Below are 25336 nucleotides of genomic sequence, written 5' to 3' on the forward strand. Positions count from 1 at the left end.
CGTCCGCCACCGTTCCTAGCGTGAACACGTGCCCATCGAACCCCCGTCGCCGTCTCGGCCGCTCCGCGACTACGCCGCCATCGGCGATGGGCGCACGGTCGCGCTGATCGGTCTCGACGGGTCGGTCGATTGGCTGCCGCTGCCGAACATCCACTCGCGGCCGGTCTTCGCGCGGCTGCTCGACGAGACGGCCGGAGGGTGCATCGAGCTGGCGCCGGTGGAGGAGTACGAGGTGAAGCGGCGCTACGTCGCCCACACCAACGTGCTCGAGACGACGTTCACCACGAAGACCGGCGTCGCGAAGGTCACCGACGCCATGGTGACGGGTATCGCGGGCCGACTGCCGTGGGCAGAACTCGCGCGTCGCGTCGAGGGCGTGCGCGGTGAGGTCGAGTTCGCCTGGTGCGTGCAGCCCGGCACGATGCTGCGCTCGGCCGCGCCCTGGACCGAACGCATCGACGGGTTCTCCATCATGCGCATCGGGCACGTGTCCCTCGCCGTCGTCGGGCACGAACACGGACTGCACGGAGACCCGGATGCCCGGAACGAAAGCATCGACGGAAGCTTCACGACGTCGAAGGGTTCGCGTCACCTCCTGGTGATCGCCGCCACTGAGGGAGAGCCGCTGCGCATCCCCAACGCGCAGAACGTCGACCGCGGGATCGACCGCACCATCGGCGGATGGCAGATGTGGTCGGACGAGTTCTCGTACGAGGGTCCCTGGGCCGATGACGTGCAGCGCAGCGCCCTCGCGCTCAAGCTTCTGCTGTTCAGCCCGACGGGCGCCATCGCGGCGGCGGCGACGACCTCGCTGCCCGAGAACCCCCGCGGGGGCAAGAACTGGGACTACCGCTATGCCTGGGTGCGCGACCTCGCGTACACCGCTCACGCCTGGGTGGGCTTCGGCCTGCGCGAAGAGACGCACGCCGCGATCTCGTGGCTGTTGCGCACGATCCGCGAAAACGGCCCCGGGGTGCAGGTCATGTACACCCTCGACGGCGGCGCCGACGTGAGCGTCGAGAAGCACGAGGTCCCGGGCTGGAACGGCAATCAACCGGTGGTCACCGGCAATCCCGCGCAGGGGCAGCTGCAGCTCGGCGTGTACGGCGACCTCATCGCGATCTGTCGCACGTACGTCGAAGCCGGCAACCGCCTCGACACGCAGACCGGGCGGCTCTTGGCCGACGTCGCCGACCGCACGTGCGACCTGTGGCGCCGCGAGGACTCCGGCATGTGGGAGCTGCCCGAGCTGCGGCACTACACCTCGTCGAAGATGGGGTGCTGGAAGGCCCTCGATGACGCGCAGTGGCTGGCCGACGGCGGACACATCCCCGACAACGGCGATCGCTGGCGCGCGGAACGCGATCGCATCCATGCCTGGGTCGAGACGCACTGCTGGTCGGAGAAGCTCGAGGCGTACACGATCCACCCCGACAGCGAGGACCTCGACGCATCGGTGCTGCTGCACGCCCCCACCGGATTCGATCGCGGTGAGCGTATGTCGAAGACCCTGGATGCCATCACCGAGCGCCTCACCACCGACGACCACCTCGTCTACCGCTACACCGGCATGGACCAGGAGGAGCAGACCTTCGTCGCCTGCGCCTTCTGGCGGGCGACCGCGCTGGCGTGCGTCGGCCGGCACGCCGAGGCGATCGAGGCGATGGACGCCCTCGTCGCCCAGGGCAACGACGTCGGCATCTACTCCGAGATGATCGCCGAGGCCGACGGGGCTTTCTGGGGCAACCTCCCGCAGGCGCTCAGCCATCTCGCCCTCATCAACGCCGCCCTCGTCATCCGCGAACTGGTGGATGACGCCGAGCTCGGCGACCGCTGACCCCTCCGCCGGGGCCCACCCTCCCGGCATCCATCCCCCTCAGAAAGGACTCGCCATGAGCACGCAGTACACCTTCACCGACCCGGCGAAGCTCTATGCCGACATCGACCCGCAGTCGCAGGATGCGAAGGAGCCCGGTCTCGACGCCGAACTGACGCCGAAGGCCGCCCTCGGTGAGGACACCTACGTCGGCAGCGGACGTCTGGAGGGACGCAAGGCCCTGATCACCGGCGCCGACTCGGGCATCGGCGCGGCCACCGCGATCGCCTTCGCCCGCGAGGGCGCCTCGGTCGCGATGTCGTACCTGCCCGAGGAGAAGGTGGATGCCGACCGCATCGCGGGCATCCTGCGCGAGGCCGGCGCCACCGTCGTGCAGATCCCCGGCGACCTGCGCGAGCGTGAGTACGCCAAGACCCTGGTCACGGAAGCGGTCGAGGGGCTCGGCGGTCTCGACATCGTCGTCAACAACGGCGGCAAGCAGATCTTCAACGAAGACGTCACGACCCTGACCGACGAGCAGTTCGACGACACGTTCAAGACCAACGTGTACGCCATGTTCTGGATCTGCAAAGAGGCCGTGCCGCACCTGCAGCCCGGCTCGACCATCATCAACACCACGTCGATCCAGGCGTACTCGCCCGCGCCGATCCTCGTCGACTACGCCTCCACCAAGGCGACGATCAACACCTTCACCAAGGCGCTCGGTCAGCAGCTCGCGCCCAAGGGCATCCGTGTGAACGCGGTCGCCCCGGGCCCGATCTGGACGCCGCTGCAGGTCACCGACGGCCAGCCCGACGAGAAGGTCGACGAATTCGGCGAGGAGACCCCGCTCGGCCGCATGGGCCAGCCGGCCGAGCTCGCCCCGGCGTACGTCTACCTCGCCTCGGCGGAGTCGAGCTACGTCATCGGCGAGACGCTCAACGTCAACGGCGGCATGCCGACGCCGTAAGCAGCGACACTCACGAGGGGCCGTCGTCCGGGTGCGGGCGGCGGCCCTTCGGCATCCGTGGTGGTCGAAAACAGGGGATGCCACGAGAACAGGCCGATCTCGGCCGGATCCCCCTGTTCTCGTCGCATCCCCTGTTCTCGTGACGGTGCCCGGCAGGTCAGACGAGCGGTTTGCGGTAGAAGATCTCGCCGTCGGCGGTCTCTTCGGTGCGGTGGTAGCCCTCGCGCTCGTAGAGTCGCTGGTTCGCCTCGCTCAGGCCACCGGTGAACAGTTCCGCCTCGGTGGCCCCCGCCTCTCGGCCGCGATCTTCGACGGCGCCGAGCAGCAGCGTGCCGAGGCCTTCGCCCTGCTGGTCGGGGGCGATGGCAAGGCGCCCGATGAGCAGCAGCTCGCCGTCCTGGCGGGCGCGCACGGCGCCGACGATGCGGTGGCCCGCGATCGCGACGCAGCCGAGGTTCTCGACGAGCTCGGCCCGGAGCTCCTCGAGCGTCTGGGTGAGCGGAGGCATGTCGGGATCGCCATAAATGAGCGCCTCGCTGGCGAAGGCGGCGCGCTGGATGGTCAACACCTCCCCGGCGTCGTCGGGACTGACAGGGCGGATGATGGGCGAGTTCGGCATCGACGTTCTTTCGCGGGGAGGTGAGACGACAGGTTAACTATCATGGGCTCTGCGCCCCCGATTCTTCATCGGTGGACGAAGCCCCCCATGAACGATTTCTTCACGACGACCGTCCACGCCGCTGACGTCGCCGAGACGCAAGCCTGGCTGCAGGCGCACTACGGTCACGTCGACGTGCAGGCCGATCGCGCCTCGTTCGCCGAAGACGCCGTCGGTGACGGTGCGTTCTCGATGCGTCGATTGACGTGGGACTGCCGTGCCGAGGTCATCTACGAGGCGGATCGGTTCTATTTCGCCACCTCCACCCCGGGATACGCTTGGACCGTGGGGTCGCAGGCGGGGGAGTACAGCGTCGAGCCGGGCCTCGTCCAGCCCGGCGAAGACCTCGTCGGGCGCCCGGACGACACGACGGTGCAGCTCATCGCGTTCGACACCGCGTGGTTGACGGAATCGGCGCGGGCCATCTACGGCGACGAGTCGCTGACCGTCCGCTTCGCGGGTGCGGCTCCCGTCTCGCGCCGCATGCGCGACTACTGGCTCGCCACCGTCCGGTGGTCGCTGACCCAGGTGCCCGTGATGGCAGAGCCCCTGGTGCGTGCGCACGTGCGACGCTCGCTGGTCGCGGCGACGCTGGAGACCTTCCCGCTGGTGGGAGATCCGCGCGAACGGCGCGCATCGGCACTGGAGCAGGCGTCGATCTACACCTCGGCCACGGCGTGGATCGACGATCACGCGTCGCTGGCCGTGACCGTCGACGACGCGGCACGGGCGGTCGGCACCTCGACGGAGGGCCTGCGGCGCGCGTTCGCCGCGAACGGCCAACTCACCCACACCCCGGAGGAGTATCTCGCGGCGGCGCGGGTGAGCGCCGCGCACGCCGACCTCGTCGACGCGGATCCCGCCTGCGTCACCGTCGACGAGGTGGCCGCCCGCTGGGGATTCATCGATCGCGCCGCCTTCGCGCGGGCGTACCGCGGCGCGTACGGGGTGGCGCCCGAGTCGACGCTCGAGCGCTGAGCGATCACCGATCGCGGTCGGTGTACTCGCCGGGGTCGCCGAGATCCTCGCGCGACTCGCCGCCGCCGGGCAGTTCGACATCGGTGTAGGCACCGGCCTCATCGGACCGTGGCCGGTCCTGCGTCCCGTCGGCGTTCTGCCGGTCGACGTACTCGCCGGGGAGGTCCGCGCTGCCGCGATCGGCGGTGCCGTCCGGCAGCTCCAGGTCGGTGTACTCGCCTTCGTCGGGTCCCGTGCCGTGTCCGTTGACGTCGCGTTCAGCCATTGCCGCCTCCTGGGTCGTGGTGGCTCGACGGTAGACCTCGGCGCGCTCGCCCGCAGCGGACTTGACAGGGCCGCTGTCGCGGCGGAGGGCGTGTGTCAAGGCGGTGGGAGCGGCGTTCGGGCGGAAGCAGGGTGGAGGCATGCCAGCTCTCGCCATCATCCTCGTCATCGCCGGTCTCGTGCTGCTGTTCCTCGGTATCTTCGTCGAGGCCGTGAAGTTCCTGCTGTGGATCGGCCTCATCGTCCTGATCATCGGCGTCGTCGCGGCGCTTCTGCGTTTCCTTCGCCGACAGGTCTGACCGGGGGCGCGCGCCACGGCGATCCCAGAACAGGAAATGCGCCGAGAACGGGCCGTTCGAGCGCACGTCGCCCTGTGGTCGTGGCATCCCCTGTTCTCGTGACGCGAATGGCCCGCCCCGCACGTTCTGACACGCCGCTTCCCGCGCTCCTCATCGGCACGGGGAGCGGCGTTCGGGCTTTCAGGCCGAGAAGAGGTCGCGTGCCCGCGGCCGCCGCACCGCCGCGACGGCGTCGAGCGCGGGGCCGAGCTCGGGATGACGGAACGCGAAACCCGCGTCGGTGAGCACGCGCGGCACCGCCCAGCGGCTCTTCAGCACAAGCTCCGGCTCGTTGCGCAGCAGGGCCATCGCCGGGTCGAGCATCCAGCGGAAGGCCGGGAGGCCCAGCGGCATCCGGGCCACCCGTCGAACCTCGCGCATGAGCGTGCGGTTGTCGCTGACGCCGGGAGCGGCGAGGTTGACGGGACCGGCGAGATCGTCGCGGTCACGAAGGAAGCGCACGGATGCCACGACGTCGTCGATGTGGATCCAGCTGAAGCGCTGGCGACCCGACGTGCGGTGCCACGACGACCACACGGGGCCCGTCGGTCGTGCGCCGATCCCGCGGTAGCGGCGGTGCGGAAACCACCAGCTGTCGATCTGCGGGCCGCCCAGGCCCATCCGCCCGAGCGCGAGCAGTATGCGGGTGGCGGGGCCGTCGCCCAACACGATCGCCATGCGCAGCGCCACGCGCCGGGTGGCGGGCAGGTCGCCGGCGAAGAAGGCCCGCTCCCAGCTCGTGGCGACGTCGACCGAGAACCCCTCGCCGATCGTCCCGTCGACCTCGTCGTTGCCGTGCTCCGTCTCGTGCCGGTAGATGGTCGCCGTCGAGGCGTTCATCCACACGCGCGGCGGGCGCCGCGCGGCGGCCACGGCGGCGTGGAGCTCGCGTGTCGTGTCGACGCGTGAGCGCAGGATCTCGTCGCGATTCGCGTCGGTGTACCGGCACGACACGATCTTGCCCGCGAGATTCACCAGGACGTCGGCGCCGTCGACGAGGCCCTCGATGGCCGCGGCGTCACCCCAGACCGCCGTGCCGGAGCGTCCGACGGTGGCGACGTCGTACCCGTCGTCCGCGAACGCGGCGGTCAGGGCGCGCCCGACGAAGCCGCTCGCTCCGGCGATGACGACGCGGGGTCGGGGCACGGCATCCTCCAAGGGTCGGTGGCCTCAGCCTAGGGGCGACGCGTCGCGCGTCCGGGCGCGCCGACGGGGCTGACACAATGGATGCCATGCGACACGGCCGGGGCTCACGCGTCGCGCGCGGTGCCGTCGCGGCATCCGTCGCCACCTTCGTCGCGCTGGTGTCGCACGTGTCGGCCGGGGGAGCGATCCCCGGCGTCGTCGGCGTCGTCGTGCCGCTCGCCCTGTCGTTCGTCGTGTGCACGGCGCTCGCCGGTCGGGCCCCGTCGATCTGGCGGTCGGTCCTCGCGGTCGCGGCCAGTCAGGGACTGTTCCACACGCTGTTCGTGCTCGGCAGCTACGACCTCGGCGTGGGTCACGTGCACGGCGCGGCGGTCTCGATCACGGTTGACGCAGCGTCCGCTCCCGCGATGACGATGGATGCCGCCATGGCGGGCGCCCACTTCGTCGCGGCCGCGGTGACCGCCGCGGCGCTGCATCGCGGCGAGCGCGCGTTCGCGGCCCTGCGCTCCCTTGCTGTTCGCTGCGTCGCCTGGATGCGTGCGCGCCTTCGCGCCGTCGGCTTCTCGCCGGTGCCCCTCCGGCGCCTGCGCGCAGCGGTCCTCGCCGAGGTGCGGCCCATCTCGGTGCTCGTCGTGCGCGCCCGAGCGCGCCGCGGGCCGCCGGTCGCGGCATCCTGAGTCCCACCCCGCCCGGCTGACGGCGGGGTGGTCGGCCGTCGGGTCGAGCGCCGTCGCGCGCTCGCCGACGCCGTTCCGCGTCCTCTCCGGACGCCCCCTCCCTTCTGTGCCCTCCGCCGTGAGCACGCGCCCTGAGCCGTCTCCGCGCGGAGCGGTCCCGGCAGCGCCGCGACGGCCGCCGGACGACGGGTGCTCCGCGCACCCGGAAAGCGATCTGCGCATGTCCTTCTCCTCCGCCTCCGAGGCGGTCCGCCCGTGACCGCCACCGCCTCCGCCCCCGTGGGTGCCCCGACCCCGCCCGACCCGAGGCGGAGAGGGTGGTTGCTGCCGCTCCTTCGTCGCCTGCACTTCTTCGCGGGGCTCCTCGTCGGTCCGTTCATCTTCGTCGCGGCCGTCAGCGGCGCGCTCTACGCCCTCACCCCGACCCTCGAGCGCGGGATGTACGCGCACGAGCTGACCGCACCTGTGACGACGGGCTCCACCCCGCTCGCCGAGCAGGTCCGGGCCGCCGAGGCCTACGTCGGCGGCGGGACGCCGGTGGCCGTGCGTCCGGCGCCCGCGCCCGGCGACACCACCCGCGTGATGTTCGCCGACGACACGCTGCCCGAGAGCACGACACGGGCGGTCTTCGTCGACCCGGCGACCACCGAGATCCGTGGCGACCTGCCCGTCTACGGAACGAGCGGCGCGCTGCCGCTGCGGCACTGGGTCAGCGATCTGCACCGTTCGTTGCACCTCGGCGATGTCGGCCGCTGGTACAGCGAGCTCGCGGCATCCTGGCTCGGAATCGTTGCACTGGCAGGCCTCGGGCTGTGGGTCGGCCGTCTCGCGGTGCGGCGTCGGCGTCGGACGCGACGACCCCTCCGCGGCTACCGGCGGTTGTCGACGTGGCACTCGGCCGTCGGCGTGTCGGCGGTGCTGGGGGCGCTGTTCCTCTCGGCGACCGGCATCACCTGGTCGACGTACGCCGGGGCGCACGTGGCCGACCTGCGGGCGCTCGTCGGCGGAGGCACTCCCACGCTCGTGACGACCCTCGACGGATCCGCCGGGACCGGCGACCACGCCCATCACGGCGGAGCGCACGAGGGTGGGCACAGCGTCGATGCCGCGTCGTTCGACGACGTGCTCGCCCTCGCGCGCACGGTGAACGTGAACTCCGGCGACGTCGAGATCCGCCCGCCCGCCGCCGACGGCATGGCCTGGGTCGTACAGGAGGTCCACCGCAGTTTCCCGACCGAAGTGGATGCCGTGGCCATCGACGCCGCCGACATGCGGGTGATCGACCGGGTCGACTTCGCCGACTACCCGCTGCTGGCGAAGCTGTCGCGCTGGGGGATCGATCTGCACATGGGCACGATGTTCGGCCTGGCGAATCAGCTGGTGCTGGTCGCGCTCGCCCTCGGCATCGGCGTGCTCGTCGTGCTCGGGTACGCGATGTGGTGGAGGCGGCGGCCGACGAAGGGGGTCGCCGCGGCGCCGGCGCGCGGTGCGCTGCGGCAGGCGCCGTGGTGGGGGACCGGAGCCGTGCTGGCGGCGGCGGTCGTGATCGGGCTGGTGCTGCCGTTGATCGGCTACACGCTGGCGGCCTTCGTCGTGATCGACCTGCTGCTCGGGTGGCGGGCGCGGCGGGGGGAGCGCGTCAGTCGAGAAGCTGATGCATCGTCACCGACCCCGTCGTCGGCTCGGTGAAGCCCAGGCTGCGATACAGCGCCTGACCGGGAGGGTCGGCCAGCAGCGTCACGTACGCCCCCTCGGGGGCCTTCGCGCGGATCTCCGCGAGGAGGTCCTCGAGGATGCGGCGCCCGAGACCGCGTCGCTGGTGCGAGGGCAGGGTCGCCATGTCGGCGATCAGGAAGTACCACCCTCCGTCGCCGACGACCCGGCCCATCGCGACGGAGCGACCCGTGGCATCCGTGATCCGTCGCCACGTCCAGCTGTTCGCCAGGGCGGGCGCGCCCTGATCGGGGCGCTTCGGGGTGAGCCCCGAGGCGCGGCGGAGTTCGAGGTAGTCGTCGAGCGAAGGAGCGAGGGGCTCGAGATGCAGATCGTCCATAACTTCAGCCTGACAGTGCGGCAGCCGATCGCCGCCTCGGACGCGGTGACCGTCAGATGAGGTCGTAGGGGCTGTCGCCGTCGTAGGTGATCGGTGCGCCCGCGCCCCAGCTCTCATCGCCCTGTCCATCGGCGCTGTCGATGTCGAGGTGGACGGTCTTGGCGGCGATGGTGACCGTCGATGCGGGCGTGATGAGGAAGCTGAGGCGCTGGCCGTCGTCGATGGTGACGTCGACGAACCCCCCGCCGCTGCGCACCTGGTGGGTGATCTCCGCCTTGAGGTCGTCGACGTGCTCCGTCGGCGCGAGCGCGTATGTCACACCGCCGACGCTGATCATCAGCCGTTCGATGGAGGGGGACATGCACGCCACGCTAGATACCGGGTGTCCGCTTCGGTCACCCCGTTGCGCCGACGTGTCCGGTCGTTCACACTGCGCACGGCGCGGTCGGAGAGGGGGAGCGCCCTCGAACCCGGGCAGGTATGCGACCTCGCGGGTCCGCACCCCCGGGCGGCGGCGCGTCCCGGCCGGCCGGCGCGGCGGAACCGACCGGAACGCGCCCTCCGCGGCGATCAGGCGTCGTCGGGGTCGGGGAGGTTCTGCGCGATCCGGCTCGACGCGGCGGAGTCGCGGCCGACACCGGGCTGGAACTTCGCGATGGGGTCGTCACCGTCGACGTGCGGCTCGCCGCCGCCGTCCGCCGGCGGGGGAGACGCGGGGGTGCGGTTGTCGGTCTCGACCGCGTCACGGTCGGGCCGTCCGGTGTCTTCCGTGTGCCGCGATGTCGAACCGTTCTCGCCGCGCGCGTCGTCGGTGCCCCTCTCGGTGAGGCCGTCGGCCGCCCGCGTGCCCACGCCGGGCAGGTCGTTCTGGCTCGAGATGCCCTGGATGCGCGCTTCGTCGTCGGCATCGATCTCGGCGGCTCCGACGGCTCCCGTGTCGGCTCCGGCGGCGCCCGCGGGGACGTCTGCGGCAGCGCCCTCGGAATCGGGGACGATGTTCTCTTCGTCGGCTCCGGGGAGCCGGTCGGCGGGAGTGTTCATGGCGGTCCTTTCCGTGGGTGTGCCGCCACGCTAGGCGCGGCGTCGACGAGGCGACCCGGGGTTGCGCTCGGGCGGTGGGCGCTTCACGCGTGACGCGCCCCGGGGTCGGAGGTGCTGGTTAGGCTCGGAGCACGCTTCGAAAGGAAACCGCAATGCAGCAGCGCCCTCTCTCCCGTACCGGCCGTGAGGTCTCGGCCATCGGCCTCGGCACCTGGCAGCTCGGCGCCGACTGGGGCGACGTCAGCGAGAGCGACGCCCGCGCCGTGCTCGCGGCCTCGGCCGAGGCGGGCGTCACGCTCTTCGACACCGCCGACGTGTACGGCGACGGCCGGTCGGAGCAGATCATCGGCGCGTTCCTCAAGAGCCCGGATGCCGCGGACATCACCGTGGCGACCAAGATGGGCCGCCGCGAAGACCAGGTACCCGAGAACTACGTCATGGAGAACTTCCGCGGGTGGCTCGACCGTTCGCGCCGCCTGCTCGACACCGAGACGCTCGACCTCGTGCAGCTGCACTGCCCGCCCTCGGCCGTGATCGACGACGACGCGACGTGGGATGCCCTCGACCAGCTGGTGTCGGAGGGCGTGATCGCCGCGTACGGCGCGTCGGTCGAGACCATGGACCAGGCGCTGTCGGCTCTGCGGCGTCCGAACCTGACCAACCTGCAGATCATCTTCAACCCGTTCCGCCTCAAGCCGCTCGACGAGGTGCTCCCGCTCGCCGCCGAGAAGAACGTCGCCGTCTTCGCGCGCGTTCCGCTGGCCAGCGGCCTGCTGTCGGGGAAGTACTCGCACGACACCACGTTCGCCGAGAACGACCACCGCTCCTACAACCGCAACGGCGAGGCGTTCGACAAGGGCGAGACGTTCTCGGGCGTCCCCTTCGACGAGGGGGTGGCGGCGGCCGACGAGCTGAAGGCGTCGCTCCCCGAGGGCGTGACGCTCCCGGCCGCGACGCTGGCGTGGATCGCGTCGCGCGAGGGGGTGACCTCGGTCATCCCGGGGGCCCGTTCCACGGCGCAGGCCGAGGCCAACGCCGGCGCGGCCGACCTGCTCGACTCAGGCTTCGACCTCGACGCGTTCGACGCCCTCGTGCGCGACGTGTACGACCGTCGCCTGCGGTCGGAGATCCACCCGCAGTGGTGACCGGTCGCGGCGGGGCCGCGACGGCATCCTGATCGAGAGACGGCATCCGCCAAACGTCTCTTCGGAGAGATGCCGTCTCGGTGCCCCCGCGGCCGGGAGCGACGAAAGCCGGGCCCGTGGACGGGCCCGGCTTTCGTGAGAGGGGGAGACGTCAGCTGACGTCGCCGCGCCAGGCGCCGGACTCGGCACCGCGCGACTCGATGTACTCCTTGAAGTTGTCGAGGTCCTTCTTGACCGAGTGGTCGTCGGCGCCGAACGCGGCGCCGAGCTTCTCGAGCACGCCGGTCGGCTCCCAGTCGATCTGCACGGTGACGCGCGTCTCGTCGTCGGACAGGCGGTGGAACGTGACGACACCGGCGTGGTTCTCGTCGCCGCCCACGCTGTTCCACGCGACGCGCTCGTCGGGGTGCTGCTCGGTGATCTCGGCGTCGAATTCGCGCTCCGCGCCGCCGATCTTGACCTTCCAGTGCGTCAGGGTGTCGTTCTTCTGCGTGATCGACTCCACGAAGCTCATGAAGTGGGGGAACTCCTCGAACTGCGTCCACTGGTTGTACGCGACGCGGACGGGAACGTTGACGTCGATGGTTTCGATGACCTGTGCCATGGTGTCCTCTTTTCGTGTGGCTTCCGGGGCGTCCCCCAGTCTTCGCGCCTTGCCGCGACCACGCCCCCGGGGTTGAGGGATCGGCGTTCGTGCCCTATGGGCGTGCGATCCGTCCCGGTCCCTTCGACAGGCTCAGGGACCTCGGTCGGCGCCGAGGGCCATTCGGGTCGTGGCTCACGGCCCGGCGAGGGGGAGGAGACGGAGCGTGTCGAAGTCACCGGGTCAGGCGCGGCCGCGCAGGATCAGGTGCCAGTAGACCCAGGGGAGGATGCGGCGGTCGGCGATCCACGACAGGCGGCGCTCGCGGTACAGCGAGCGCCAGAACGGGATCGTCGGCTGCAGCTTCCCCGCGCGGTCGAACTCGGCGAAGACCACCGTGCCGCGCGACACCGTGAAGGGCACGACGCTGTAGCCGTTGTAGGTCGCCGTCGGGGCGCGCCCGGCGAGAACGGCTTTCATGTTCTTCACCAGCGCCTTCGCCTGCTGGCGGATCGCGCCGCCCGACCGGCGGGTGGCGACGGTCGCCGCGTCGCCCACCGACCAGATCTCCGGGTACCGCACATGCTGGAACGTCTCGGGATCGACGTCGACGAAGCCGTGCGGGTCATCGGATGCCGCCAGCCCGCTGCCCGCGATCCACTCCGGTGCCCGCTGGGGCGGAACGGCGTGCAGCACGTCGTACGACAGCGTTTCCGAGGCCGCGCCGTGCCCGATCACGAGCGTGCCTGCCGCGGCATCCACCGATCGGAGCTCCCGGCTGTAGCGCACCTCGATGCCGTACTCGTCGAGCTTGCGCTGCAGTTCGCGATCGATGGCGGGGATGCCGAAGGGCACGGGATCGGGGCAGACGAAGACGACCCGGATGTCGTCGCGCACCCCGATGGCGCGCCACCAGTCGCACGCGAGGTACATCGGCTTCTGCGCCGAGGCGCCGCACGACGCGGGCTCCGGCGGCTGCGTGAAAACCACGGTGCCGGAGCGGAGGTCGCGGAGCACCGGCGAGGCCTTCGCAGCCAGGTCGAAGTCGTAGTTCGAGATGCCGGTGGGCGCCGCCATCGCGTCAGGGAGTCCCGGAATCTGCTCCCAGGCCATGCGCATGCCGGCGCACACCACCAACTGGTCGTACTCGAGCTGCCCGCCCGAGACGAGGTGCACGCGGCGGGCGTCGGCATCCACCGTGAAGACCTCGTCGTGCAGCCACCGCACCCCCGGAGGGGTGACGTCGGCCTGCGAGCGGACGGCCTCGGAGGCGCGGGCGGCGCCGCCCGCGATGTGCGATTGGAGGGGCGCGAACACGTGCCGTTCTCGTGGTTCGATCACCGTGATGTCGCCGGCGCGGGCACGATGCAGGCGGCCGGCCACCGAGAGCCCGGCGTTTCCGCCGCCGATGACGACGATGCGCGGCGGCGCGGCGGAGCGGGGGTCAGTCATGGGGGATCCTCTCGTCTCCCTCACGCTCGCCCGCGGCGCGCCGCCGCGCCAGCGCCTTGACAGCGGGACTCAGGCGAACGACTCGGGCGAGACGATGTCTTCCGACGGTTCCGGCACGACGTACAGACCGGTGGGGGAGTTCGCTGTCGACATCAGCGCCTCGAGCCACGCGCGATTCAGGGCCGGGGGGCGCCCACCGCTGAACTTGAAGACGAGATTCGCGCGCGGGTGCATCCACACCGCGGTGCGGCCGCCGCCCGTGCTGAGATCGTCTTTCCAGACGAAGTAGAACGGCTCACCGCGTCGCAGCTTGTTGCCGACGACCACCTGGAGGTGCGCCAGCAGACGGTCTTCGAAGTCGCTGCGGATGCCGCCCTCGTAAATGAACTTGCCCACGTGTTCCTCCTGCGGGCACGATGCCCAATCTCTTTACTGTGCAAGCGCTGTGAGCGGCCCGCGGGGACCCGACACCCTCGGCGCAACGGTGAGACCGAAGGCGCGGCGGCTCACGACATGCGGATCACCTGCGCCGGATTCTGGCCGTAGTGCTCGCGGTGGTACCGGGCGAAGCGCGACGCGCTCGAGAACCCCCAGCGCCGTGCCACCTCGGCCACCGACACCGCGGTGCCGGCGCGCAGCTCGTCGTGCGCGGCGCTGAGGCGCACTCGCCGCAGGTATTCGGTCGGTGTCGTGTCGAGCTCGCGCCGGAACGCGTGCTGCAGTCCGCGCGAGGAGATCCCGGATGCCGCGGCGATGTCCTCAAGCGTGAGCGGCTGCTGTGCGTGAGCCTCGATGTGCGCGATCGCGCGGCGCACCGTGCGCGGAGCGGCTGCGCGCTGGTGGGCGCGGGCGACGGCCTCGACGTACGGGGTCGAAAAGGCGGACAGCGTCGTCAGCAACGCGTGTCGACGCAGCTCCTCCGCGAGGATGGGTTCTTCGTGCGTGGCGCCCAGTGACGACGACACGTGCGCGAAGCTGCGTTCCCACTGCGTCGCCGCGTCGCGGCTGCGCGGGGCCGGGTCGACGCGGCGCAGCACGAGGCGGTCGTCGCCCGAGGCCACGCGGGCGACGCGTTCGGCGTCGGTGCGGTCGAACACGAATGCGCGCACGCGCGCGGAGCCCGTCCATTCGGCGTCGATGCGGCGTTCGGAGGCGAGCCACGGAAGTCGGGGGGCGATGGCACCGGGACCGGAGGTGAGCCGCAGATCGTCGCCCACCATGCGACACGCCATGAGCTGGTCGGTCATCTCGATGGAGGCGTGCACGCTCGCGGTCAGCTGCCAGCTGACCACCGAGAACCGGTCGAGTTCGACCGACTCCCAGGCGAAGGCCACCGTGCGGGGATCGACGCGGTCCAGGCGCGCACTCGGCACGAACCGCGTCCACACGCGTTCGACGTCGTCGATTCCGCGGGAACGGACATTCAGGATCTGTCCCATGGTCTTCCTTCCGCCGCGGCGAGGTGCGGCTTTCGTCGTGGGGGCGTCGGAGGCTCGGCATCCGTCGCCGGTCGTCGGGGGTGAGGCGTGTCAAGGGGCGGGCCGGTGGCCGGCTGGCCGTGTGGGATGAGGGGACCGCCGATTCCGGTGGAGACCCTCGTCCGACGGAAGGACCCCCCATGAGCGACGCCTCGATCGACCCGAACCCCGACTCGACGAACCCGGCCACCGACGTGGGTGTCGCGGGCGTCCAGCCCCTGCGCGACGGCGACACCTCCATCGAGCCCGACCCGGCGCTCGACCCGGCGCAGGCCGAGTGGGACGCGACAACCGCCCTCGATGAGGGTGCCGACCCCGACGACATCAACCCGGCCACCGCCACGGGTGCCGACCCGGCCGAGATCCCCGCCGACGACAGCGACATTCCGCTCGAGGACATCCACCCCTTCGCGGCCGGCACCGACTCGCAGGGCGAGGATCCGGGCGTCGTCGAACTCGGCGAGGAGGGCCAGGGCGACCTGGCACCCGAAGACCTCTGACGAACCCGCGGCGTCCCGGCAGCCCGTCGCGGCCACCGGGACGCCGCGTGCGCGAGCGGAGCGCCTATGCATCGGTCGCCTCGCCCTGCGCTGCCTCTGTGCGACGCAACGCGCACGGCACGGCCGTCGCGATCCGGGCCGGCTCCTGCGCTCGGATGTGGTCGACGGACCGACGCCGCAGCACGCGCAGCGGGGTCGCGGCCCGCAGCACTCGTCGTCCCGCGTAGGGAACGCCGCCGGTCGCGCGCATGGCCAGGGCGATCCAGCTCGTGACCGCCCGCTCGGCGGCCCACAGCGGCGCCCAGAGCGCGGCGGTGCGGGCGAAGACGGCGTCTCCACGAGCGCGCCGCCGCCCGATCTCGGCCGCACCGACGGCGATGGCGGCCAGAAGACAGAGGATGCCGGGATGCCGACGCAGCGCGAACGCCGTCGGCGCCACGGCGAGCTCCAGCATCAGGCGCCGCGGCTGCGCGAGGCTGTCGTACGCCTGGCGCACCCGCTGCGACCAGAATCGTCGCGCGCTCGGCGGCCGGCGCACGACGTACAGGTCGTGGCAGTGACGCACGCGGCCGCCGCCGGCGCGCACCGTGCGTTCCATCTCGAGATTCTCGAACAGTGCGTCGACGCCGTAGCCGCGGGGGAGCGCCCTGCACCGCAGGGCGTAGGTGCCGGGGTAGTCGCCCCTCGTCGCGCGGTTGATGAGTGACCGCGCGGTGTCCCAGCGCGCGTGCCAGGGCCGCGGCTCGAAGACGTTCTGCGGAGCGACGAGGTCGGCATCCCGCACCTCGTACAGCAGCGCCCGCAGCGTCGCGCGATCGTGGCGCACGTCGTCGTCGGCGGTCACGACGATCTCGTGGCGGCTGGCCTTCAGCCCGCTCAGCACGCCCCGCGCCTTGCCGTTCAGTCCCTCGACGACCGATGGGGCGAGGTGACGCACTCCGGCGGGGAAGGTCCGCGCGTGCGCGGCGAACAGCGCGGCGTCGGATCCGTCGACGACCGTGACGTCGATCCACCGCTCCAAGCGCGTCAGGTAGGCGGTGAGCTCGTCGAGCCCGGTGTCGTCGGTCCAACGCAGCGGCAGGATGTACTCCGCATCGAGGCGCATCAGTCGTCGGTGCGGAAGCCGGATGCCTTGTGCGTGCCGTCGCAGAACGGCTTGATCGTCGACAGCCCGCACCGGCAGAGCGCGACGGTCCGGCGCGTGCGCACCACCTCCCGTCCGTCGCTGCTCTCGATCCGCGCGTCGCCGCGTACGAGGAGCGGCCCGTCGGGGTAGGCGGTGATGGTGACCGGGGTCTCGCTCATCGACCGGCCACCTGACGCAACGACGATTCGCCGCGCGACCAGGCGTCGAGCATGTGGCGCCCGACGCGGTCGTCGACCTCCAGGCAGGCGGCCGCGCCGAAGACGATGTCGGCGAGCAGGTCGGGACGGTCTTCGGCGAGGGCTCCGGCGAGGTCGCGGCCGGCGATCTGCTCGTGCACGGCGTCGGCTTCGACGTGCTCGTCAAAATACTCGCAGACGTCGTCGCCGTACTCGAGGCGTCGCAGCCCCTCGGCGTAGAGGCGGTTCGGGATCGAGGAGGTCATCTCGAACGCCGCGAGATGCCCGACGATCGCGCCGAGCAGACGCCGGTTCAGGCCGAACATCGACATCGTGTTCAGCGAGGCCAGTGTCACGGCGGGCACGTCGTCGATGTAGGTGCCATAGACGTCGTCGAGTCCCGCGCCGCGAACGGCTCGTGCGAAAAGGGCGGCGTGCACACGGTCGGGCCGGCCGCCGCCGTATTCGTCGGACTGGATCTCGACCAGCGCCGCCTTCGGGCGTCCGCTCAGGCGGGGGATGGCCCACGAGTGCGGATCGGCCTCGCGCAGCGTGTACACGGTGCGGTGCACGAGGAACTCTCGCGCCTGGTCGACGGTGGCCTTGCGCGCGAGGAAGCGCGACAGGCTCGGTCCGCCCTCCGCGCCGGTGAGGGTGAAAGAGCGCGCGGGCCACGGCATCCGCGGTCGGCTCGGGAAGGGTGGGCACGACGACGCTGCGCCGCAGCGACCGCTCGAACGCGTCCTCGATGACCCGGCGCGTGGCGATGAGCGCGGGGTCCCATTCGAGGTCGGCGCGGAGGGCCTCGATCGACCCGTACGCCGAGGCGTACAGGGTGAAGAGGACCAGCTGCAGGTCGTCGTCGCGCTCGATGTCGACGGATGCCACGACGGCAGCGTCGGCGAGGGCGGTGTGCGCTGTGGCGGTGCCGTCGACGAGGTGCTGGAGGACCGCGGCGCTCACCGGCCCTCGCGCGCGGAACGGCGCGGCGACGGCGGGCGCGGCGGTAGTCAGGGTGGGGGGCACCCCCGCACTGTGCGGTCTCGGCCGCGCCCGCGCACAGACCCTTGACAAGATCGGGGGCGCGCACCGGGGGAGCAGCCCCGGGTGGGACCGCTCCCTCGGTGGTGTCGGCTCACTGCTCGATGAGCTGCGGGGTGCTCTCGTGCGCCTCGATGACGCCGTCGTGCTCGTCGGTCGAGACGGCGATGCGGCGTGGCTTCGCCTTCTCGCTGACCGGGATGGTCACGCTCAGCACGCCGTTGCGGTACGAGGCGCTGATGCGGTCGGTGTCGATGCCCTGCCCGAGGTTGAGCTGACGGACGAAGGATGCCGTCTCGCGCTCGCGCGTGATCCACTTCACGCCGTCGCCGCTGCCGAGCGTGCGCTCGGCGCGGATGGTCAGCAGCTGGCCGTCGACGTCGATGTCGACCGAGCCCGGGTCGACGCCCGGGAGGTCGGCGGCGAGCACGTAGTGGTCGCCGTCGCGGTAGAGGTCCATCGGCATCCGTCGCGGACCGCCGCCGCGGCGCGCGTCGAGAAGGGTCGACGCGAGGCGGTCGAGGTCGCGGAAGGGGTCGTAGGTGGCCATGGTCGTTCTCCTTATCGATCGGTCGGGACGTGGCATCCCGATGGTTCGGTGAAGTTGAGTGACGGTGACTCAACTGCGCTCAGATTAGCACTCTCGATAGGAGAGTGCCAAGACCCGGGCGCGCGATTGTGACGCGCTCGGGGACGCGCCGCAACCCCCGTGCCGAGCCCCCTGTCGCGGACGTTTCGTCGCGTCACGCGTCGCCGCGGTCGTCCGACCGCCCGTCCCCTCGAGCGGCGCGGTGAGGAGAGACGATGTACTTCCACCGGCAAGAGCTCCAGCACTCGGCCACCCCCGAGAAGCCCGACGCCGTCTACGCCCGCAAGCTCCAGGAGGTGCTCGGCGGCCAATACGGCGAGATCTCGGTCGCGATGCAGTACCAGTTCCAGGCGTGGAACATGCACATGCCCGGCAAGTACCGCGACCTCGTCTTCGGCATCGGTGCGGAGGAGATGGGCCACGTCGAGATGCTCGCGATCATGATCGCCCAGCTGCTCGAGAAGGCCCCGCTCGGCATCACCGAGGAGGCCGTGCAGAACGACCCGACCGTCGCCGCGGTCATCGGCGGCACCGACATCCAGCACGGCATCGTCGCCGGAGCGGGCGCGCGACCGGTCGACTCGATGGGCAACCCCTGGCAGGGCAGCTTCATCACCGCGAGCGGCAACCTGCTCGCCGACTTCACCGCCAACGCCAACGCCGAGATGCAGGGCCGGGTGCAGGTCGCGCGGCTCTACCACCAGACCGACGACCACGGCGTGAAGGACCTGCTCGCCTTCCTGCTCGCGCGCGACACGATGCACCAGAACCAGTGGATGGCGGCCGCCGCCGAACTGCAGGAGGAGGGGCTCGAGAAGCTCCCCGTACCCAGCAACTTCCCCCTCGACAAGGAGGACCGCGACGTGGCGTACCAGTACATCAACTTCAGCGACGGCAAGAAGGCCGGCGACGGCTCCTGGGCGTCGGGGCCCACGCCCGACGGCAAGGGGGAGTTCTCGTACCTGCCCGAGCCGCCCGCGGGCGTGCCGATGCCCCCGCCCACGCACCCCGACGCGCGGTTCTACGGCACCACGGAGCTGCCGAACACGGTCGAGAAGCTCGCCGGCCGCGCGCAGGACGCGCTGCACAAGGAATGAGCGGGGCGGATGCCGCGGTGCCGGGGCCCTCGACGGTCTCGGCGCCGCGCAGCGGAGCGAGCTTTCCCGCGATGCGCGCGGCGAAGGTTCCGCGCGCGATCGTGGCGGGACCCTACGGGCACCCTTTCCACCCGATCGCGGTGACCATCCCCATCGGGGCGTGGTCCTCGAGCCTGGTGTTCGATCTGCTCGGGCTCGCCGCCGATGACCCGCGGGCATTCGCGACGGGCTCGAGGTGGCTCATCGCGATCGGGCTCGGCGGGGCCGTCGCGGCGTCGGTGCTGGGGGTGCTCGACATGTCGAGGATCCCGCCCGGCACGCCCGCACGGCGCACCGCGCTGGTTCATCTGACGCTCAACGTCACCGCGATGGTGCTGTTCTCGCTCAGCCTCGTGCTGCGCGTTCTCGACCTGGCTCGCGTGCCGGTCGTGGCGTTCGGACTGAGCCTCGTGGCATCCCTGGGCCTGAGCGTGTCGGGGTGGCTCGGCGGCAAGCTCGCCTACCGCTGGGGCGTGCGCGTCGCCGACGAGAACACCCAGCGCGAGGGCTTCGAGACGGCCTGACGCGGCACATCCCTGAGCCTCGCAGGGGGCCCGGGACGCCCACGGGCCCTCTGCGTGGCGGCAGGTGCCTGAGCTTGTCGAAGGGGACCGGTACCCGCGGTGGGGTCGGAGGCTTCGACGGGCTCAGCCTCCCGCGTGGGCGGCAGGTCCCTGAGCTTGTCGAGGGGGACCGGTACCCGCGGTGGGGTCGGAGGCTTCGACGGGCTCAGCCTCCTGCGACGGAACTTCGGCGATCGCGCGGCCGCCGCAGGGGCACCCGTCCCCAGCCGCCGCTCACCGCGCCGGGGTCGTGCCACGCGTCGAGCACGGCGCCGGGCGTCGGCGCGGTGGGCCTCCGGCGCAGGCCCAGCAGGTGCTGCAGCGTGCGGATGAACCGGTCGTACACGCGGGGGGCGAGCAACTGCAGCGGACGCGTCACGAACTGGGCTGCGCCCACCCCGACCTCGTGCCGCCGCCCGCGTACCGCCCGCACGATCGCCCGCGCGACACGGTCGGCGGCGACAACGGGCGGCAGCGGGAACGCGGTGCGGCCGGTGTAGTTCGCCGCGCGCTGGTAGATCGGGGTGTCGATGCTGGCCGGCAGCACGATCTTGATGCGGATGCCGCGATGCGCGAGCATCTCCTGGCGCAACGAGCGGGTGAATCCGAGGAGCCCGTGCTTCGCGGCGACGTACGACGAGACGTAGGGCCCCGCGACCTGGGAGTACAGCGAGCCGACGAACACGATCGTGCCGCCGCCCCGGGCGCGGAAGTGGGGGATGACGGCCCGCGCCGCGCGCATATGGCCGACGAGGTTGGTCTCGATGACGCGGTCGCGCACGGCATCCGGAGTGTCCTCCACCGAGCCGTACGAGAAGACGGACGCCGAGGCCACCCACACATCGATGCGCCCGAACCGTTCGACGGCGGCGTCGGCCGCCCGCTCCGGCCCGTCGGGCAGGGCGAGGTCGACCGACACCGTGTGCACCTCGGCGCCACGGGCGCGGCAGTCGTCGGCGGCGGATGCCAAGGCCACCTCGTCGCGGGCGACCAGCACGAGTCGTGCGCCCTTCTTCGCGAAGCGCAGGGCTGCGGCGCGACCGATACCGCGAGAGCCCCCCGTGACGACGACGACCTGGCGCATGCGTGCTCCCCTCGCGACGGTCGCCGGTGCGGCGGACCGCGACGGACGCTATGCGGGTGGGAGGGGGATGCCACGGGGGTTGACGCCCGTGCGGCAGGCGCGGAGGCGCCCTCTCGCCCCGCCGTCGACGCTGTGCGGCAGAGGCGGAGGCGCTCTCTCGCCCCGCCGCCCCCGCCCGTGCGGCGCGGGCGGAGGCGCTCTCTCGCCCCGCCGTCGACGCTGTGCGGCGCGGGCGGAGAGGCCCCGCAACCCGGCCGGTCACCGTCGTCGACCCTGTCGGTCTCGCACCGCGCCGGCCGTTCGCGCGATACCGCCGCCGCCCCCGCCCCGCAACCCCGTGGTCCGACCCGCGCGACCGCGCGGAGGGTGGCCCGCATGAGAGGCAACGGGCCATCGGGCGATGGCATCCGCGAGGTCGCCGACGGCGTCGTGATGATCACGCGCGCCGTCACCAACAGCTACCTCGTCGCCACCGACGACGGTCTGCTCCTCATCGACGCGGGCCTCCCGCGCAGCTGGTCGCTCCTCGTCGAGGCGCTCGCCGCCCTCCGCGGCGCTCCCGACGATCTCGTGTCGGTGTACCTCACCCACGGCCACTTCGACCACGTCGGAATGCTCGAGCGTCTGCAGCGCGAACACCGCGTGCCCGTCCACGTGCACGCGGCCGACCGGCCGCTGGTGCGGCATCCGTACCGGTACGACCGGGAATCGCCGCGCACGGCCTACGCCCTGCGGCATCCCGGCGGGCTGCCCAGCTTGGCGCGGATGACGGTCGCCGGTGCGTTGGGAGTTCACGGCGTCGACGCGAGGGGGAGCATCGTGCCCGGCACGCCGCTGCTCGGCGGACTGATGCCCATCGCGACCCCGGGGCACACGTACGGTCACGTCGCCTTCCACCTGCCCGCCCGCGACGTCGTCTTCACCGGCGACGCCCTGGTGACCTTCGACCCGTACACCGGCGGGTCGGGACCGCAGATCGTGGCCCGCGCGGCGACCGCCGACAGCGATGCCGCCCTCGCGGCCCTGCCCGCCCTGACCGCCACCGCCGCCGCGACCGTGCTCCCCGGACACGGCGATGCGTGGGTGCACGGCATCCGCGATGCCGTCGGCGGAGCGCTCGCGCGGGGCGCGCACTGACCACGAGACGACAGGAGACGACAATGCGAGCGATGACCTACCGCGGGCCCTACAAGGTGCGCGTCGAAGACAAGCCCGACCCGCGCATCGAGCACCCGAACGACGCGATCGTGCGCGTCGAACGGGCGGCGATCTGCGGCTCCGACCTGCACCTGTACCACGGCATGATCCCCGACACCCGGATCGGCCACACCTTCGGCCACGAGTTCATCGGGCGGGTGATCGAGGTGGGGTCGTCGGTCGAGAGCCTGTCGGTCGGCGACCGGGTCATGGTGCCCTTCAACATCTCGTGCGGCACGTGCTTCTTCTGCGCCCGCGGGCTGTTGAGCAACTGCCACAACGTCAATGCCAACGCCACCGCGCTCGGCGGCATCTACGGCTACTCGCACACCGCCGGCGGCTACGACGGCGGCCAGGCCGAGATGGTGCGGGTGCCCTTCGCCGACGTGGGACCGCGGGTGATCCCCGAGTGGTTGCACGACGAGGACGCGCTGCTCCTGACCGACGCCTTCTCGACCGGTTACTTCGGCGCCCAGCTGGGCGACATCGTCGAAGGCGACACCGTCGTGGTGTTCGGCGCGGGACCGGTGGGGCTCGCCGCCGCGCGCTCGTCGTGGCTCATGGGGGCGGGGCGGGTCATCGTCGTCGACCAACTGCCGGAGCGTCTCGACAAGGCCCGCACCTTCGCCTACGCCGAGACCCTCGACTACCGCGAGCACCGTGACATCGTGGTCGAGCTGAAGAAGCAGACCGACCACATCGGGGCCGACGTCGTGATCGACGCGGTCGGCGCCGAGGCCGACGGGCACTTCCTGCAGCACCTCACCGGCGCGAAGCTGAAACTGCAGGCGGGGTCGCCGGTGGCGTTGAACTGGGCGATCGACTCCGTCCGCAAGGGCGGCACCGTCTCGGTCATGGGCGCCTACGGCCCCCTCTTCAGCGCCGTGAAGTTCGGCGACGCGATGAACAAGGGCCTGACCATCCACACCAATCAGGCGCCGGTCGCGCGGCAGTGGCCGCGCCTGCTCGAACACATCCAGGCCGGGCGCATCTCGCCCCGCGACATGATCACGCACCGCATCCCCCTCGAGCACATCGCCGAGGGATACCACATGGTCTCGGCGAAGATCGACGGCTGCATCAAGGCCGTCATCGAGCCGCCCGCCGCTTGAGAGGAGCCGTCATCATGGCCTACACCGCCGACAAGCCCACACCGCCCCCGTCGGCCGAGGAGCTGCGCGCCCGCATCCCCGGCTGGGGCGCCGACCTCGACCCGGCCGACAGGCCCTCGTTCCCCAAGGAACAGGCGCTGCAGCTGGGCGCGCATTGGTCGTTCCCCGACGAGCAGCCCGAGCCCGCCGAAGGACGCGAACGCTCCATCGAGCACGGCCGCCTCACGCCGGTCTTCGGCACCGCGCAACCGCTGCACGGCGCGTCCGGTGCGATCCGTCGCTACGCCTACGACCGGTTCAGCGAGGCGCGCGCCGCGCACTGGCTGCTGCTGCTGGCGGCGGACCGGGTGGATGCCACGGGCGCGCACCTGCGATCGCTGATGTCGCGGCATCCCGACGATCCCCTCACCGAGACCGGTATCGCGGCCGAACGGCGTTGGTCGCCGTGGGGCGGACGCCGCGGGCGCGTCGACGCGCGTCACCAGTGGATCGACCCGCTGCTCGTGGCCGGACCGTGGGTACTGGGCGCGGCGGGGGTCGTGGTCGTCGCGCGCCGCCTCCTGCGTCGCCGTTGACGACCACGACGAACCTGCGGGAGCCACGGGCGACCCACGGACGCCTCGGAACGAGGGGCGGTGTGTCGATCGCACCGATCGAGGGTGACGGCTGCCCCGCTCGTCCGGCGCGCGGTAGCGTCGACGGATGACGGATGCCACGGCGACACCGCGCGCGGGAACGTCGCTCGCGCGGTCGCTGTGGGCATCGACGCACCCCGGACCGACGCTCGTCGTCACCGTCCTCTCGCTCGCGCTCGGCAAGGCCGCGGGCGTCGGCCCCGTGCATCTCGGTCTGCTGGTGGCCGCGGTCTTCGCCGGGCAGGTGTCGGTGGGGCTGTCGAACGACGCCATCGACGCCGCCCGGGATGCCGCCGTCGGCCGCAACGACAAGCCCATCGCCGGCGGCGAGGTCACCGCCGGCCGGGCCCTCGCCGTGGCGGTGGGGGCCGTCGTCGTCGCCCTCGCGCTGTCGCTGCCGCTGGGGTCCGGGCTCGTCGCGGCGCACGCCGTCGCCCTCGCCTCGGCGTGGGCGTACAACGCCGGCCTGAAATCGACGCCGTTCTCGATCGCGCCGTTCCTGCTGAGCTTCGGCCTGTTCCCCTCGTTCGCGACCCTCTCGACGACGTCTCCCGCGCTCGCCGCGCCCTGGGCGACGGCCGCCGGCGCGGCATTGGGGGCGGCCGTTCACCTGACCAACGTCGTGCGCGATCTCGACGACGACCGCCGCACCGGCGTCCGCGGTCTTCCGCACCGCCTCGGCGCGCGGGCCTCGGTGCTGCTCGCCGCCGTCGGCATCGTCGTCGGCGCGGCCGCTGTGTTCGTGGGTGCCGGGGCGACAGTGCTCGGCATCCTGTTCTTCGTCGCGGTCGTGGCCGTGGCGCTGGCGACGGTCGTGCTGGTTCTCGTGCGGCCCCCCGGGCGGGCCGTGTTCCAGCTGACAATGCTCGCGGCACTGCTGCTGGCCGCCCAGCTCGTCATCGCCTGAGCCTCGCCGCGGGGGTGCGGGTCGCGCCCGGGGTGTGCGCAACGGCGGGGTTTGTGGGCGACACGCCGTTTCCGTGGCGGGTCGGCCGGCGTGTCGGCAGTGATGTCCGCTGTTGTGCACGGGGTGGCATCCGGTGGTCGGCGCATCGGGGCGCCGGGGGTGTGGGCGGGGGCGCGGGTTGCGCCGGGGGTGTGCACAACGGCGGGGTTTGTGGGCGACACGCCGTTCCTGTGCCGGGTCGGCCGGCGTGTCGGCGGTGACTCCTGCCGTTGTGTTCGGGGTGGCATCCGGTGGTCGTCGTCTTGGGGTGCCCGGGGGGTGTGGGCGGGGGTGCGGGTTGGGGTGATCCGGGGGTGTGCACAACGGCGGGGTTTGTGGGCGATACGCCGTTTTCGTGCCAGGTTGGCCGGCGTGTCGGCGGTGACTCCTGCCGTTGTGTACGGGGTGGCATCCGGTGGGCGTCGTCTCGGGGTGCCCGGGGGGTGTGGGCGGGGGTGCGGGTTGGGGTGATCCGGGGGTGTGCACAACGGCGGGGTTTGTGGGCGACACGCCGTTCCCGTGCCGGGTCGGCCGGCGTGTCGGCCGTGATGTCTGCCGTTGTGCACGGGGTGGCATCCGGTGGTCGTCGCATCGGGGCGCCGGGGGTGCGG

General features: G+C 71.8%; 28 protein-coding genes and 2 pseudogenes. 14 read left to right on the top strand and 16 right to left on the bottom strand.

What is annotated here, in order from left to right:
• Positions 1-28: 28 nt before the first annotated feature.
• Positions 29-1615 (top strand): annotated as a pseudogene (locus QE410_RS04170) (glycoside hydrolase family 15 protein); the annotation flags it as partial.
• Here the strand turns inward: QE410_RS04170 and QE410_RS17080 are convergent.
• Positions 1561-1701 (bottom strand): Vmc-like lipoprotein signal peptide domain-containing protein, encoded by a 141-nt coding sequence (locus tag QE410_RS17080; RefSeq protein ID WP_372494419.1) that lies wholly within the window; start codon positions 1699-1701, stop codon positions 1561-1563. The pseudogene QE410_RS04170 and the gene QE410_RS17080 sit on opposite strands and share 55 nt — an antisense overlap.
• 191 nt (positions 1702-1892) lie before the next feature.
• Between QE410_RS17080 and QE410_RS04175 the strand changes: the two genes are divergently transcribed.
• Positions 1893-2786: an SDR family oxidoreductase gene (locus tag QE410_RS04175; RefSeq protein WP_307328281.1), complete on the top strand. Its 894-nt coding sequence runs from the start codon at positions 1893-1895 to the stop codon at positions 2784-2786.
• 157 nt (positions 2787-2943) lie between these two features.
• On the opposite strand, the gene QE410_RS04180 is transcribed toward QE410_RS04175, so the two are convergent.
• Positions 2944-3405 (bottom strand): GNAT family N-acetyltransferase, encoded by a 462-nt coding sequence (locus QE410_RS04180; RefSeq protein WP_307328284.1) that lies wholly within the window; start codon positions 3403-3405, stop codon positions 2944-2946.
• A gap of 87 nt (positions 3406-3492) precedes the next feature.
• Here QE410_RS04180 and QE410_RS04185 point away from each other — a divergent pair, with 87 nt between their 5' ends.
• A complete protein-coding gene (locus QE410_RS04185; protein ID WP_307328287.1) occupies positions 3493-4422 on the top strand; it encodes an AraC family transcriptional regulator in 930 nt (309 codons plus the stop codon).
• A gap of 4 nt (positions 4423-4426) precedes the next feature.
• Here the strand turns inward: QE410_RS04185 and QE410_RS04190 are convergent, their stop codons facing one another.
• Positions 4427-4687 (bottom strand): hypothetical protein, encoded by a 261-nt coding sequence (locus QE410_RS04190; protein ID WP_307328290.1) that lies wholly within the window; start codon positions 4685-4687, stop codon positions 4427-4429.
• Between the two features lie 139 nt (positions 4688-4826).
• Here QE410_RS04190 and QE410_RS04195 point away from each other — a divergent pair, with 139 nt between their 5' ends.
• Positions 4827-4985, top strand: coding sequence for a hypothetical protein (locus tag QE410_RS04195; protein WP_307328292.1), 159 nt, complete (start codon positions 4827-4829; stop codon positions 4983-4985).
• 180 nt (positions 4986-5165) lie between these two features.
• On the opposite strand, the gene QE410_RS04200 is transcribed toward QE410_RS04195, so the two are convergent.
• Positions 5166-6170 (bottom strand): epimerase, encoded by a 1005-nt coding sequence (locus QE410_RS04200; RefSeq protein ID WP_307328294.1) that lies wholly within the window; start codon positions 6168-6170, stop codon positions 5166-5168.
• Positions 6171-6256: 86 nt separating this feature from the next.
• Between QE410_RS04200 and QE410_RS04205 the strand changes: the two genes are divergently transcribed.
• Both QE410_RS04205 and QE410_RS04210 read left to right on the top strand, forming a co-directional pair.
• A complete protein-coding gene (locus QE410_RS04205; protein WP_307328296.1) occupies positions 6257-6847 on the top strand; it encodes a hypothetical protein in 591 nt (196 codons plus the stop codon).
• A 255-nt stretch (positions 6848-7102) separates the two neighbouring features.
• On the top strand, positions 7103-8536 hold the full coding sequence (locus tag QE410_RS04210) for a PepSY domain-containing protein (protein WP_307328298.1): 1434 nt from the start codon (positions 7103-7105) through the stop codon (positions 8534-8536).
• On the opposite strand, the gene QE410_RS04215 is transcribed toward QE410_RS04210, so the two are convergent.
• From QE410_RS04215 to QE410_RS04225, 3 genes are all read right to left on the bottom strand, one after another.
• The gene (locus QE410_RS04215) at positions 8487-8900 is read right to left on the bottom strand and encodes a GNAT family N-acetyltransferase (protein ID WP_307328300.1); all 414 of its coding nucleotides are present in this window, start codon (positions 8898-8900) and stop codon (positions 8487-8489) included. The two genes, QE410_RS04210 and QE410_RS04215, sit on opposite strands and share 50 nt — an antisense overlap.
• A 52-nt stretch (positions 8901-8952) precedes the next feature.
• Positions 8953-9261, bottom strand: a complete 309-nt coding sequence (locus QE410_RS04220; RefSeq protein WP_307328305.1) for a hypothetical protein — start codon at positions 9259-9261, stop codon at positions 8953-8955.
• Positions 9262-9470: 209 nt separating this feature from the next.
• Positions 9471-9941, bottom strand: coding sequence for a hypothetical protein (locus tag QE410_RS04225; protein WP_307328308.1), 471 nt, complete (start codon positions 9939-9941; stop codon positions 9471-9473).
• 152 nt (positions 9942-10093) lie between these two features.
• Here QE410_RS04225 and QE410_RS04230 point away from each other — a divergent pair, with 152 nt between their 5' ends.
• Complete coding sequence (locus tag QE410_RS04230) at positions 10094-11086, top strand: aldo/keto reductase (protein ID WP_307328310.1); 993 nt, start codon at positions 10094-10096, stop codon at positions 11084-11086.
• A 151-nt stretch (positions 11087-11237) separates the two neighbouring features.
• On the opposite strand, the gene QE410_RS04235 is transcribed toward QE410_RS04230, so the two are convergent.
• The 4 genes from QE410_RS04235 to QE410_RS04250 form a co-directional block, all read right to left on the bottom strand.
• Positions 11238-11690, bottom strand: a complete 453-nt coding sequence (locus tag QE410_RS04235; protein WP_307328312.1) for an SRPBCC family protein — start codon at positions 11688-11690, stop codon at positions 11238-11240.
• A gap of 222 nt (positions 11691-11912) precedes the next feature.
• Positions 11913-13121: an NAD(P)/FAD-dependent oxidoreductase gene (locus tag QE410_RS04240; protein WP_307328315.1), complete on the bottom strand. Its 1209-nt coding sequence runs from the start codon at positions 13119-13121 to the stop codon at positions 11913-11915.
• 69 nt (positions 13122-13190) lie between these two features.
• Positions 13191-13517, bottom strand: coding sequence for an ATP-dependent DNA ligase (locus QE410_RS04245; RefSeq protein ID WP_307328319.1), 327 nt, complete (start codon positions 13515-13517; stop codon positions 13191-13193).
• A gap of 110 nt (positions 13518-13627) precedes the next feature.
• On the bottom strand, positions 13628-14560 hold the full coding sequence (locus QE410_RS04250) for a helix-turn-helix transcriptional regulator (protein ID WP_307328322.1): 933 nt from the start codon (positions 14558-14560) through the stop codon (positions 13628-13630).
• 179 nt (positions 14561-14739) lie between these two features.
• Between QE410_RS04250 and QE410_RS04255 the strand changes: the two genes are divergently transcribed.
• Positions 14740-15099, top strand: a complete 360-nt coding sequence (locus QE410_RS04255) for a sugar ABC transporter ATPase (RefSeq protein WP_307328325.1) — start codon at positions 14740-14742, stop codon at positions 15097-15099.
• Positions 15100-15163: 64 nt separating this feature from the next.
• On the opposite strand, the gene QE410_RS04260 is transcribed toward QE410_RS04255, so the two are convergent.
• From QE410_RS04260 to QE410_RS04275, 4 genes and pseudogenes are all read right to left on the bottom strand, one after another.
• A complete protein-coding gene (locus QE410_RS04260) occupies positions 15164-16204 on the bottom strand; it encodes a glycosyltransferase family 2 protein (protein ID WP_307328327.1) in 1041 nt (346 codons plus the stop codon).
• Positions 16204-16404: a CDGSH iron-sulfur domain-containing protein gene (locus QE410_RS04265; protein WP_058232635.1), complete on the bottom strand. Its 201-nt coding sequence runs from the start codon at positions 16402-16404 to the stop codon at positions 16204-16206. Before QE410_RS04265 ends, QE410_RS04260 begins: the two co-directional genes overlap by 1 nt.
• Positions 16401-17436 (bottom strand): annotated as a pseudogene (locus QE410_RS04270) (iron-containing redox enzyme family protein). Before QE410_RS04270 ends, QE410_RS04265 begins: the two are co-directional and overlap by 4 nt.
• A 121-nt stretch (positions 17437-17557) precedes the next feature.
• Positions 17558-18013: an Hsp20/alpha crystallin family protein gene (locus tag QE410_RS04275; protein WP_058232634.1), complete on the bottom strand. Its 456-nt coding sequence runs from the start codon at positions 18011-18013 to the stop codon at positions 17558-17560.
• A 254-nt stretch (positions 18014-18267) separates the two neighbouring features.
• Between QE410_RS04275 and QE410_RS04280 the strand changes: the two genes are divergently transcribed.
• Both QE410_RS04280 and QE410_RS04285 read left to right on the top strand, forming a co-directional pair.
• Positions 18268-19149 carry a manganese catalase family protein gene (locus QE410_RS04280; RefSeq protein WP_058232633.1) on the top strand — a complete coding sequence of 294 codons (882 nt, stop codon included), beginning with the start codon at positions 18268-18270 and terminating at the stop codon, positions 19147-19149.
• 17 nt (positions 19150-19166) lie between these two features.
• Positions 19167-19712: a DUF2231 domain-containing protein gene (locus QE410_RS04285; RefSeq protein WP_307328336.1), complete on the top strand. Its 546-nt coding sequence runs from the start codon at positions 19167-19169 to the stop codon at positions 19710-19712.
• 205 nt (positions 19713-19917) lie between these two features.
• On the opposite strand, the gene QE410_RS04290 is transcribed toward QE410_RS04285, so the two are convergent.
• Complete coding sequence (locus QE410_RS04290) at positions 19918-20835, bottom strand: SDR family oxidoreductase (RefSeq protein ID WP_307328339.1); 918 nt, start codon at positions 20833-20835, stop codon at positions 19918-19920.
• Between the two features lie 375 nt (positions 20836-21210).
• Between QE410_RS04290 and QE410_RS04295 the strand changes: the two genes are divergently transcribed.
• From QE410_RS04295 to QE410_RS04310, 4 genes are all read left to right on the top strand, one after another.
• Positions 21211-21972, top strand: coding sequence for an MBL fold metallo-hydrolase (locus tag QE410_RS04295; RefSeq protein ID WP_307328342.1), 762 nt, complete (start codon positions 21211-21213; stop codon positions 21970-21972).
• A gap of 23 nt (positions 21973-21995) precedes the next feature.
• Positions 21996-23144: a zinc-dependent alcohol dehydrogenase gene (locus QE410_RS04300; RefSeq protein ID WP_307328345.1), complete on the top strand. Its 1149-nt coding sequence runs from the start codon at positions 21996-21998 to the stop codon at positions 23142-23144.
• A gap of 14 nt (positions 23145-23158) precedes the next feature.
• Entirely contained in the window at positions 23159-23719 is a 561-nt protein-coding gene (locus QE410_RS04305; RefSeq protein WP_307328347.1) for a hypothetical protein, read from the top strand.
• Between the two features lie 127 nt (positions 23720-23846).
• Entirely contained in the window at positions 23847-24686 is an 840-nt protein-coding gene (locus QE410_RS04310) for a UbiA family prenyltransferase (RefSeq protein WP_307328350.1), read from the top strand.
• The last annotated feature ends 650 nt before the right edge of the window (positions 24687-25336 follow it).

Source organism: Microbacterium sp. SORGH_AS_1204 (genome assembly GCF_030818935.1).
GTDB lineage: Bacteria > Actinomycetota > Actinomycetes > Actinomycetales > Microbacteriaceae > Microbacterium.